This window comes from Mycobacterium sp. (genome assembly GCF_019247615.1).
Taxonomy (GTDB): Bacteria; Actinomycetota; Actinomycetes; order Mycobacteriales; family Mycobacteriaceae; genus Mycobacterium.
This window is the reverse complement of sequence record NZ_JAFBAT010000160.1, coordinates 1-11123: the sequence shown is the minus strand read 5'-3', so window position 1 is coordinate 11123 and position 11123 is coordinate 1. Positions and strand designations below refer to the sequence as shown.

11 protein-coding genes are annotated in these 11123 nt (G+C 65.8%); 7 read left to right on the top strand and 4 right to left on the bottom strand.

The genetic code is table 11. The features are described 5' to 3' along the window. Positions 1-71 precede the first annotated feature (71 nt). Positions 72-1487 (bottom strand): acetate metabolism transcriptional regulator RamB, encoded by a 1416-nt coding sequence (gene ramB, locus JO059_RS10820; RefSeq protein ID WP_293316679.1) that lies wholly within the window; start codon positions 1485-1487, stop codon positions 72-74. A gap of 171 nt (positions 1488-1658) precedes the next feature. Here ramB and JO059_RS10815 point away from each other — a divergent pair, with 171 nt between their 5' ends. The 3 genes from JO059_RS10815 (at position 1659) to JO059_RS10805 (ending at position 5021) form a co-directional block, all read left to right on the top strand. Further along, positions 1659-2453: an acyl-[acyl-carrier-protein] thioesterase gene (locus tag JO059_RS10815; RefSeq protein ID WP_293316677.1), complete on the top strand. Its 795-nt coding sequence runs from the start codon at positions 1659-1661 to the stop codon at positions 2451-2453. A 281-nt stretch (positions 2454-2734) separates the two neighbouring features. Next, the gene (gene aceA, locus JO059_RS10810) at positions 2735-4021 is read left to right on the top strand and encodes an isocitrate lyase (RefSeq protein WP_293316675.1); all 1287 of its coding nucleotides are present in this window, start codon (positions 2735-2737) and stop codon (positions 4019-4021) included. A gap of 136 nt (positions 4022-4157) precedes the next feature. Then, entirely contained in the window at positions 4158-5021 is an 864-nt protein-coding gene (locus JO059_RS10805; protein ID WP_293316673.1) for a 3-hydroxybutyryl-CoA dehydrogenase, read from the top strand. An 84-nt stretch (positions 5022-5105) separates the two neighbouring features. Here JO059_RS10805 and pcaA read toward each other — a convergent pair whose 3' ends face one another. The 3 genes from pcaA to JO059_RS10790 all read right to left on the bottom strand — a co-directional run bounded on the left by pcaA (position 5106) and on the right by JO059_RS10790 (position 7877). Then, positions 5106-5969 (bottom strand): cyclopropane mycolic acid synthase PcaA, encoded by an 864-nt coding sequence (gene pcaA, locus JO059_RS10800; RefSeq protein ID WP_293316671.1) that lies wholly within the window; start codon positions 5967-5969, stop codon positions 5106-5108. A 144-nt stretch (positions 5970-6113) separates the two neighbouring features. Next, on the bottom strand, positions 6114-7124 hold the full coding sequence (locus JO059_RS10795; RefSeq protein ID WP_293316669.1) for a prenyltransferase: 1011 nt from the start codon (positions 7122-7124) through the stop codon (positions 6114-6116). A gap of 12 nt (positions 7125-7136) precedes the next feature. Next, the gene (locus JO059_RS10790) at positions 7137-7877 is read right to left on the bottom strand and encodes a TetR/AcrR family transcriptional regulator (RefSeq protein ID WP_293316683.1); all 741 of its coding nucleotides are present in this window, start codon (positions 7875-7877) and stop codon (positions 7137-7139) included. 247 nt (positions 7878-8124) lie between these two features. Here JO059_RS10790 and JO059_RS10785 point away from each other — a divergent pair, with 247 nt between their 5' ends. The 4 genes from JO059_RS10785 (at position 8125) to JO059_RS10770 (ending at position 11106) form a co-directional block, all read left to right on the top strand. Next, positions 8125-9408 (top strand): DUF445 domain-containing protein, encoded by a 1284-nt coding sequence (locus JO059_RS10785; RefSeq protein WP_293316681.1) that lies wholly within the window; start codon positions 8125-8127, stop codon positions 9406-9408. Between the two features lie 85 nt (positions 9409-9493). Further along, complete coding sequence (locus JO059_RS10780; RefSeq protein ID WP_293316667.1) at positions 9494-9913, top strand: helix-turn-helix transcriptional regulator; 420 nt, start codon at positions 9494-9496, stop codon at positions 9911-9913. Between the two features lie 230 nt (positions 9914-10143). Continuing rightward, entirely contained in the window at positions 10144-10737 is a 594-nt protein-coding gene (gene hbhA / locus JO059_RS10775) for a heparin-binding hemagglutinin HbhA (RefSeq protein WP_293316665.1), read from the top strand. Positions 10738-10818: 81 nt separating this feature from the next. Beyond that, positions 10819-11106 carry a DUF2516 family protein gene (locus JO059_RS10770; protein WP_293316663.1) on the top strand — a complete coding sequence of 96 codons (288 nt, stop codon included), beginning with the start codon at positions 10819-10821 and terminating at the stop codon, positions 11104-11106. Positions 11107-11123 lie beyond the last annotated feature (17 nt).

Below are 11123 nucleotides of genomic sequence, written 5' to 3'. Positions count from 1 at the left end.
CGCCGCCACCCAGTTGATCAGCCCCAGGTCGCGGAGCCTCCGCGACGACGGGATACGACCGACCTGCTCGGTCATGGTTGCTTCACCAAATACGGCGAGACCGTGCTGCGGTGCTCGTCGATGTCGAGTGCCCGGCCCAGCGCGGGGAACGCCCGCTGCGGGCAGTTGTCGCGTTCACAGACCCGGCAGCCCGCGCCGATCGGTGTCGCGACATCGCCGGACAAGTCGAGTCCTTCCGAGTAGACCAGCCGGTGCGCGTGGCGAAGTTCGCAGCCTAGCCCGATCGCGAAGGTTTTGCCGGGCTGACCATACCGCGCGGCGCGGCGCTCGACGGTGCGGGCCACCCACATGTAGTTGCGGCCGTCGGGCATCTGGGCGATCTGCACCAGGATCTTGCCGGGGTTGGCAAAGGTTTCGTAGACGTTCCACAACGGGCAGGTGCCGCCGCTGGACGAGAAGTGAAACCCGGTGGCGGACTGGCGCTTTGACATGTTGCCGGCCCGGTCGACCCGGACGAACGAGAACGGCACCCCGCGCATCGTGGGCCGTTGCAGCGTCGAGAGCCGGTGCGCGATGGTCTCGTAGCTGACCGAGTAGAACGACGAGAGCCGCTCGACGTCGTAGCGGAAATTCTCGGCGACGTCGTGGAATTGGCGGTAGGGCAGCACCGCGGCGGCGGCGAAGTAATTGGCCAGCCCGAGCCGGGCCAGCGTGTGCGACTCCTCGCTGGTGAACTTTCCCTCCTCGACCAGGCTGTCGATCAAATCGCTGAATTCCAGGTACGCCAACTCGGCCGCCATCTTGAACACCTGCTGACCCGTCGAGAGGTGATTGCTGATCTCCAGCGTTCTCGTCTTGGGGTCGAAGCGGTGCAGCACGGTGTCGCCGAGATCGATGCGCCGGGTGATGTGCACCCCGTGCACCTCGGTGAGCCGGCGGGTCAACTCGCGGGCCAGGTCGCCATGATGCAAACGCATCCGGATGGTCAGGTCTTCGGCGGCGGTGTCCAGCTCGTGTAGATAGTTCTGGCGTTGGTAGAAGTAGTCGCGAACTTCTTCGTGGGGCATGGTGATCGACCCGGTGCCACTGCCGTCGGAAAAACGTTCCTCGGTGGCGGCGGCCAACTGCGCTGTGGTGATCCGGTAGCGCCGGTGCAGGTTCACCACCGCGCGGGCCAGCGCCGGATGCGCGCCAACCATCTCGGCGACCTCGGTCGGATCGATGTCGAGGTCCAGGTCGCGGTCCATGGTTACTTCGCGCAACTCGGCGACCAGCCGGGTGTCGTCGTGCGAGGCGAAGAATGTCGCGTCAACGCCGAACACCTCGGTGATGCGGAGCAGCACGGCGACCGTCAGGGGACGAACGTCGTGCTCGATCTGGTTGAGATAGCTCGGCGAGATCTCCAGCATCTGGGCCAGTGCGGCCTGACTGAACCCGCGCTCGTTGCGTAACTGGCGAACGCGCGAGCCGACGAAGGTTTTGGGCACCCGACCAAGCCTACCGGCCGCTGTGAATAGGCCGTTCGCAGACTTGGCAAGCCAGTACGATTGCATCACGTTTGGAGTTTGAGAGTTGTGGTTGGCAAGATGCGCGTCAGTCCTCGGGGGACAATGCGAGGGACTGCACCAGCCAGTAAAGAGGAAACGGGGAGTGAGGCCGTGAGCCTGCACAAAACTCTGATGCCGGTGCCCGACGGCCACCCCGACGTATTCGATCGCGAATGGCCGCTGCGCGTCGCCGACATCGACCGCACGGGCAGATTGCGGCTGGATGCCGCCGCCCGGCACATTCAGGACATCGGTCAGGATCAATTGCGCGAGATGGGCTTCGAGGAGACCCATCCGCTGTGGATCGTGCGTCGGACCATGGTCGACCTGATCCGCCCGATCGAGTTCCAGGACATGCTGCGGCTGCGGAGATGGTGCTCGGGTACCTCCAACCGGTGGTGTGAGATGCGGGTTCGCATCGACGGGCGTAAGGGCGGCCTGATCGAATCCGAGGCGTTCTGGATCAACATCAACCGGGACACCCAGATGCCGGCCCGCATCGCCGACGACTTCTTGGCGGGCCTGCACAAGACCACATCGGTCGACCGCCTGCGCTGGAAGGGCTACCTGAAGCCGGGCAGCCGTGATGACGCCACCGAGATCCACGAGTTCCCGGTCCGCGTGACCGACATCGATCTGTTCGACCACATGAACAACTCGGTGTACTGGAGCGTGATCGAGGACTATCTGGCCTCCCATTCCGAGCTGCTGCGGGGGCCGCTGCGGACCACGATCGAACACGAGGCGCCGGTCGCGCTGGGCGACAAGCTGGAGATCATTTCGCACGTGCACCCGGCGGGCTCCACCGGCCACTTCGGTCCCGAACTGGCCGACCGCACTGTTACAACGCTCACATATGCCGTCGGCGACGAGACGAAAGCCGTCGCCGCGATCTTCCCCCTCTAGCCGGACAAGCGTCCCGTAAATCGCCCGTTTACCTGCGGTTTAGGGTTACTGACGGGTAGCTTCTGAAACGTTTCAGTAATGGCGGGGCTTTGCAGGATTCGCAAAACGGCGCGGAGTCATCACCGAAATTGGCAATAGAAACGGGTGGACCACGTTGGCAAGCTGTGCCATGGTCGAGTTAACACGCCAGTGAAGTTGAGCCGCCAGCCACGCCGATACGGGCGGCTGGCGTGGCACTCAGCACAAATTCAGCAGCAAAAATCGTTGAAGGAGCAAGCCGAATGTCTGTCGTTGGCACCCCGAACAGCGCCGAGCAGATTCAGCACGACTGGGACACCAACCCGCGCTGGAAGGATGTGACGCGCACCTACACCGCGCAGGACGTCGTCGCGTTGCAGGGCAGTGTTGTCGAGGAGTACACCCTGGCCCGCCGCGGCGCCGAGGTGCTGTGGGAACAGCTGCACGACCTGGAATGGGTCAACGCGCTCGGGGCCCTGACCGGCAACCAGGCCGTCCAGCAGGTGCGCGCCGGCCTGAAAGCGATCTATCTGTCGGGCTGGCAGGTCGCGGGTGACGCGAACCTGTCCGGGCACACCTACCCCGACCAGAGCCTCTACCCGGCCAACTCGGTGCCGCAGGTGGTTCGCCGGATCAACAACGCGCTGATGCGTGCCGACCAGATCGCCAAGATCGAGGGCGACAAATCCGTGGACAACTGGCTCGCGCCGATCGTCGCCGACGGCGAGGCCGGCTTCGGTGGCGCCCTCAACGTCTTCGAGTTGCAGAAGGCCCTGATCGCCGCAGGTGTCGCGGGTTCGCACTGGGAGGACCAGCTGGCTTCGGAGAAGAAGTGCGGTCACCTGGGCGGCAAGGTTCTGATCCCAACCCAGCAGCACATTCGCACCCTCACCTCGGCCCGGCTGGCCGCCGACGTCTGCGGCGTGCCGACCGTCGTGATCGCGCGGACCGACGCGGAAGCCGCCACGCTCATCACCTCCGACGTCGACGAGCGCGACCAGCCGTTCATCACCGGCGAGCGCACCCGCGAGGGTTTCTACCGGACGAAGAACGGCATCGAGCCCTGCATCGCGCGGGCAAAGGCCTATGCGCCGTTCGCGGACCTGATCTGGATGGAGACCGGCACCCCGGACCTCGAGGTGGCCAAGAACTTCGCCGAGGCGGTCAAGGCCTCCTACCCCGATCAGATGCTGGCGTACAACTGCTCGCCGTCGTTCAACTGGCGCAAGCACCTCGACGACGGCACCATCGCGAAGTTCCAAAAGGAGCTCGCCGCAATGGGATTCAAGTTCCAGTTCATCACGCTGGCCGGCTTCCACGCGCTGAACTACTCGATGTTCGACCTGGCCTATGGCTATGCCCGCAACCAGATGAGCGCCTACGTCGACCTGCAGGAGCGCGAGTTCGAGGCGGAGGAGCGTGGCTACACCGCCACCAAGCACCAGCGCGAGGTCGGCGCCGGCTACTTCGACCGCATCGCCACGACGGTCGACCCCAATTCCTCGACCACCGCGCTGACCGGTTCCACCGAAGAGGGCCAGTTCCACTAACCTCTAGCAGTGTTCGCCGGGCACCGCCCGGCCACCAGACGCAGAATCGCACTCCTGCTACCCCAGGTGATGCGATTCTGCGTTCCCCCGCAAGCGGGTGGTACCCCCAGCTCGCGCATGTGAGGAGGCGTAACTAGTGAGCGACGCAGCGATCCAGCGGGTAGGGGTGGTCGGGGCCGGGCAGATGGGATCCGGTATCGCCGAGGTGGCCGTCCGCGCCGGTGTCGGCGTGACGGTGTTCGAGCCCACGGAGGCGCTGATTACGGCGGGACGCAACCGCATCGTGAAGTCGCTCGAGCGCGGGGTCAGCGCGGGCAAGGTGACCGAGCGCGAACGCGACCGAGCACTGGGTCAGCTGACCTTCACGACCGACGTGAACGACCTGGCCGACCGGCAACTGGTCATCGAGGCCATCGTCGAGGACGAGGCCGTCAAGGCGCAGGTCTTCGCCGAGCTGGACCGGGTGCTCACCGACCCCGATGCGGTCCTGGCTTCCAACACCTCGAGCATCCCGATCATGAAGATCGCTGCCGCCACCAAGAACCCGCAACGTGTCCTGGGCCTGCACTTCTTCAACCCGGTTCCCGTGCTGCCGCTGGTGGAATTGGTGTGCACCCTGGTCACCGACGAAGCCGCCGCCGCCCGCACCGAGCAGTTCGCCGGCGCGGTTCTGGGCAAGCAGGTGGTGCGCTGCTCCGACCGGTCCGGCTTCGTGGTGAATGCGCTGCTGGTGCCGTATCTGCTGTCGGCGATCCGGATGGTCGAGGCCGGTTTCGCCACCGTCGAAGACGTCGACAAGGCGGTCGTGGCCGGGCTGTCGCATCCGATGGGCCCACTGAGGTTGTCTGATCTCGTCGGCCTGGACACCCTGAAACTAATCGCGGACAAAATGTTCGAGGAATTCAAAGAGCCGCATTACGGTCCGCCGCCGCTGTTGCTGCGCATGGTTGAGGCGGGGCGGCTGGGCAAGAAATCCGGGCGGGGTTTCTACACGTACTGAGCGCCGCTGCCGGCCCCGCCCGGTCCGGAGGTTGGCCGTGGAGCGGATCGGACTAAGGCAGCGCTAAGGCAGCAGATACGCCTGCTACTTCTCCAACGTGAACTGGTTGACGTCCGTGTAGCCCTGGCGGAACAGCTTGGCGCATCCGGTGAGGTACTTCATGTAGCGGTCGTAGACCTCTTGCGACTGAATCGCGATCGCGTTGTCCCGGTTGGCCTCCAGCGCGGCGGCCCAGGTTTCGAGGGTCCGGGCATAGTGCGGCTGCAAAGACTGAACCCGCGTCACCTTGAACCCGGCGGAAATCGCGTGCTCTTCCACCGACGGGATCGTCGGCAGCCAGCCGCCGGGAAATATCTCGGCCAGGATGAACTGGGTGAAGTGCACGATCTCGTGGGTCAATGTCCTGCCCTGCGCCCTGGCGTCTTTGAACGTGGGACGCGAGATGGTGTGCAGCAGCATGATGCCGTCGGCCGGCAGCACGGCGCTCGCCATCTTGAAAAAACGGGTGTAGCGCTGGCGGCCGAAGTGCTCGAACGCGCCGATCGACACGATGCGGTCGACCGGCTCGTCGAACTTCTCCCAGCCCTCGAGCAGCACCCGCCGGTCCCGGGCGGTGTCCATGTCGGCGAACATCTGGTGCACGTGCTCGGCCTGGTTCTCCGACAGCGTCAGGCCGACGACGTTAACGTCGTACTTCTCGATGGCGCGCCGCATCGTGGCGCCCCAGCCGCAGCCGATGTCAAGCAGGGTCATCCCCGGCTCGAGCTTGAGCTTTCCGAGCGCGAGGTCGATCTTCGCGATCTGGGCCTCCTCGAGGGTCATGTCCTCGCGCTCGAAGTAAGCGCAGCTGTAGGTCTGCGTCGGATCCAGGAACAGCCGGAAGAAGTCGTCGGAAAGATCGTAATGTGCTTGCACATTCCCAAAATGCGGCGTGAGCTGCACAGACATGAGGAATAGAGGCCTTTCTGTATCTCGGAGGGGGGCGCCTGGCAAACCAGGGGCCCCGGTCCACCCCCGAGGCATCCCCTGCATGCTAGCGGTTAAGACGGTCGAAGTCGCCCTCGGAGACTCAGCTTTACGTCACTGCGCTGGTCACAACACGTGCAGGAGGGCGCCGATCGCAAGGCCCGCCACCAGCAGCGCACCCGCTTGCCGTACGTGCACCCAGGCCAGTGCCGCGTACCACAGCGGCCAGACCGGAAACCCCGGCGGCGGTTGGTCGGGCCGCGGTCGGCGGAAGTACGGCCACACCTTCACCAGCCTGGGCAAGGCCAACCCCACGATCAGGGCGGGCCAGGGCATCGCCCCCGCCGCGACGGCAAGTGCCACCAGCGCGTAGAAGGCGACCATCATGGCCAGCGTCACCGCCCGCGCGCGGGCCTCGCCGAGCATTACGGGCAGCGTGCGGATGCCCAGCGGTTCGTCATACGGGATCTTGTCGATGTGCTTGCCCATCAACACCGTCGTGCACAACAAGCCGTAGGGCAGCGATGCCAGCACGACGTCCCATCCGAGGGTGCCCACCGCGGAGTAGTAGGTCCCGCACACCATCAGCGGACCCCACACGACGAAGACGTCGGGCTCACCCAGACCGCGTTTCTTCAGTCGCAGCGGTGGCGCCGTGTAGGCGACGCTCAGGGCGAACCCGCCGAGCGCGAACGCCACCACGGGCCAGCCGCGCGCCCAGGTCAGCGTGACCAGGATGGCGAGATCGGCGACGTTCACCGTCAGGATCGCCAGCCCCAGCGTGCGGCGGCTGATCAGGCCGGACAACACGGGATGGGGGGCGTAGAGCGCGCGCGGATAATCGACGCTGTCGGTGCCCACCCGCGTGTCGTAGAGGTCGTTCATCAGGTTGTTGGCGGTGTGCGCCAGCGTGATCCCCACAATGGCCAGAACCAGCCACCGCCAGTCCACCCCCGGCTTCCCGACCGTCAGCAGCGCCGCGACCAGGCCGGAGACCAGCGTCATCGGCAGTACGGCCGCGCGGGTGACCACCAGCCAGCGGGTTACGGCATCGATCGGCCCGTCGGGGGGTGGGTTGGTGGTGCGCACTGCGTAGGCCCAGGACCGCAGCCGCGAGCCCGCGCTCACGTCAGGCATGGGATCGCGACCTCATGTCGGGCGCGGGGGGACTATGGGGGACGGGTGGGGCTGCTCGCGAAACTTCTCGAGCGACCCACCGGCCTCGACGATTCCGCAGAGCGCGCTCCAGCTCAGCATGGTCAGATAGTCGATCAGGTCATCGGCGCTCATTCGCGGGTCCGAAACCCACGAGTGCGTGGCCAGCTGCACCCCGCCGACGATCATGTAGGCCCACGGCTCGACCCCGCCGGTGTCCATCCCGGCTTCCTGCATCCGGCGGCGAAGCATCATCGCGAGCATGCGGGCGATGATTCGCTCCGAGTCGGCGATCACCTTGCTCTTGGTCGGCGAGCTGTTGGCCATCACGAAGCGATAGGGTTCGGGTTCCCGCGCCACGGTTTCGACGTACACCCGGATGATCTCGCGCGTCAGGTCGAAGCCGTCCAGCTCCGATGACAGCGCCCCGGCCATGTTGGGAATCAGGGTTGTCTGGGCGAAGCGCATCAGCACCGCGACGGTCAGGTCGTTCTTGTCTACGAAGTAGCGGTACAGCACGGTTTTGGAAACCCCGATTTCCGCGGCGATCTCGTCCATGCTGAGGAACCGGCCGTGCCGGCGAATGGCGACGATCGTACCGTCGACAAGCTCATTCCGGCGCTCCACCTTGTGCTGGTGCCAACGCCGCTTGCGGCCGTCCGTCTTCACGGTCACAGCCGGGGTTTGCTCTCTGCCACGCCTCGCCGCTTCCCACTCCTTGAACGCGCTCCCGATATTACGGCGTTTGGGCGTCCTTTTGGGCGCGCGATGCGCCATGCGCGGGGCATTACAGAGCGGGTCGTCACACTAACTGCTCGCGGCGATAGATGATGGTGTGGTGGCACACAGAGCCTCATACCAGGCCTCACACCCGGCCCCGCACCGGGCCGCACACCGGGGCGAAAACCGGGGCGAAAAATCTGGCTCCCCGGCGGCGGAGGCCGACCGCAGCGGTCAGTCGACCGGCGCCGGGCGCCCGCCGGTGTCTTTCGCGGAGTCGTTCGCCGGCGCCGACCCACAGGCCGACGCCGAGCGGCGCGCGGCGCTGCGCCGGATGAAGCTGGTGGCGCTGGGCTTTTTGGTCGGCGCCAGCTGCGTGTTCCTTGCGTGTCGGTGGGCGCAGGCCCACACGGCGGTGGGCGCCTGGGTCGGCTACGTCGGCGCGGCCGCCGAGGCCGGCATGGTGGGCGCGCTGGCCGACTGGTTCGCCGTGACGGCACTGTTCAAGCACCCGCTGGGGATACCGATCCCACACACCGCGATCATCAAGCGCAAGAAGGACCAGCTCGGCGAGGGCCTCGGGACCTTCGTGCGGGAGAACTTCCTGTCGCCGTCGGTCGTGGAGACGAAGTTGCGCGACGCCCAGATACCGAGCCGGCTCGGTAAATGGCTGTCGGACACCACACACGCCGCCCGGGTGGCGAGCGAAACGGCGACCATCCTGCGGGTGCTCGTGGAGCTGCTGCGTGACGACGACGTCCAACAGGTGATCGATCGGATGATCGTGCGTCGCATCGCCGAGCCGCAGTGGGGCCCGCCGGTGGGCAGGGTGCTGGGCACCCTGCTTTCCGAGAATCGGCAGGAGGCCCTCATTCAACTGCTGGCCGACCGGGCGTTCCAGTGGTCGCTGAACGCGGGAGAGGTCATCCAGCGGGTGGTCGAGCGCGACTCGCCTAGTTGGTCGCCGCGGTTCATCGACCATCTCGTCGGCGATCGCATCCACCGCGAGTTGATGGACTTCACCGACAAGGTGCGCCGCAACCCCGACCACGAGTTGCGCCGCTCGGCGACCCGCTTCCTGTTTGAATTCGCCGACGATCTGCAGCACGACCCGGAAACAATTGCCCGCGCGGAGGCCGTCAAAGAACAGTTGATGGCACGCGAAGAGATTGCCAACGCCGCCGCGACGGCATGGAAGACGCTGAAGAGGCTGGTGCTCGAGGGTGTCGACGACCCATCCAGCGCGCTGCGCACCCGCATCGCCGACACCGTGGTGCGGATCGGGGAGTCCCTGCGCGACGACGCGGACCTGCGCGACAAGGTCGACAACTGGATCGTCCGGGCGGCCCAGCACCTGGTCTCCGAGTACGGGGTGGAGATCACGGCCATCATCACCGACACGATCGAGCGCTGGGACGCCGAGGAGGCCAGCCGGCGGATCGAACTGCATGTGGGGCGCGACCTGCAATTCATCCGGATCAACGGCACCGTGGTGGGCTCATTGGCCGGCCTGGTGATCTACGCGGTGGCCCAGCTACTCTTCTAGGGGTGCTAACAAGTGCTTGCAAAAGCAAGCACTTGTCGGTAGTCTGATGGCTCGAGATGTGCCGTCGGACCCGAGGAGCGCCGCAATGCCACCGGAGGAGAAGCTCTCCACCAAGGTGTCGACGGCGGCGTCCGACATCGGCAGCTTCATCAGAGACCTGCGCGAGAACGCGCAAGTTTCCGTTCGGCAACTCGCGGAACGATCCGGTGTCAGCAACCCCTACCTGAGTCAGGTGGAGCGCGGCCTGCGCAAGCCGTCCGCCGACGTCCTGAACCAGATCGCGAAGGCGCTGCGCGTTTCCGCCGAGGTTCTCTACGTGCGGGCCGGGATCCTCGAGCCGGGCGAGACCAGTCAGGTCCGCGACGCCATCATCACCGACGCCGCGATCACCGAGCGGCAGAAGCAGATCCTGCTCGACATCTACGCGTCGTTCACGCAGCAAAACGAACCCAGCCCCGAGGAGTGTCCAGGCTTGCACGCCGCCGCGCCACCAGGCGAGGTGTAGCCGATCGGCCGCTTGGTTTACCCACAGAAGGCGCCTGATGCGCCTTGGGTGCCGAGAAGCGATGCGAGCTCGACCAACAACCGACCCGACCAACCAGGAGGTTCCCCGCAAGTCGCGTGCCACGTCAATCCGCGGGTCTTGACTACTCCCCTCTGGAGCCGACGCTTGCCCCACCAAACGACACACCTGAGTAATGCCGATAACGAAACAAATCATGAAAGGAAACACCAATGGCTGAGAACTCGAATATCGACGACTTGCGGGCTCCTTTGCTCGCAGCCCTGGGCGCGGCCGACCTGGCCCTGGCCACGGCGAATGAGCTGCTCACCAACCTGCGTGAGCGCGCCGAGGAGACCCGCAGCGAGACCCGCACCCGGGTCGAGGAGCGGCGTGCCCGGCTGTCCAAGCTCCAGGAGGAGCTGCCCGAGCAAATCACCGAGCTGCGCGAGCGGTTCACCAGCGAGGAGCTGCGCAAGGCCGCCGACGGCTACCTCGAGGCCGCGACCAACCGGTACAACGAGCTGGTCGAGCGCGGCGAGGCCGCTCTGCAGCGGCTGCGCAGCCAGCGCCCGTTCGAGGACGCGTCCGCGCGCGCTGAGGGCTACGTCGACCAGGCCGTCGAGCTGACTCAGGAGGCGCTGGGCACCGTCGCTTCGCAGACCCGCGCGGTCGGTGAGCGCGCGGCCAAGCTGGTCGGCATCGAGCTGCCCAAGAAGGCGGAGTCGGCCAAGAAGGAGGTCGCCAAGAAGGCGCCGGCCAAGAAGGCGCCGGCCAAGAAGGCGCCGGCCAAGAAGGCCCCGGCCAAGAAGGTGACTCAGAAGTAGTCGGATGAGGCGATCGACTCCGAGTTGCCTTCGGGCAACTCGGAGTCGACGTTTCGGACGGTCCCCGCATACGCTTATGGCGTGATTAACCTCGTGGGCACGGTCATGTGGGTCCTGACGATCGCCGTCCTGGTGACGGCGGTGTACGCGTTTGTGCACGCGGCGCTGCAGCGGTCCGATGCCTATACCGCCGCCGACAAGCTGACCAAGCCGGTGTGGTTGCTGATCCTGGGCGGGGCCGTGGCCCTCAGTTCCATTCTGTACCCGGTTTTCAGCGTCCTGGGGATCGTGATCGCGGCCTGCGCCGCCGGTGTGTATCTGGTCGACGTCCGGCCCAAGCTCCTGGAAATTCAGGGTAAGTCGCGCTAGCGGATGAAAGTCCGGCT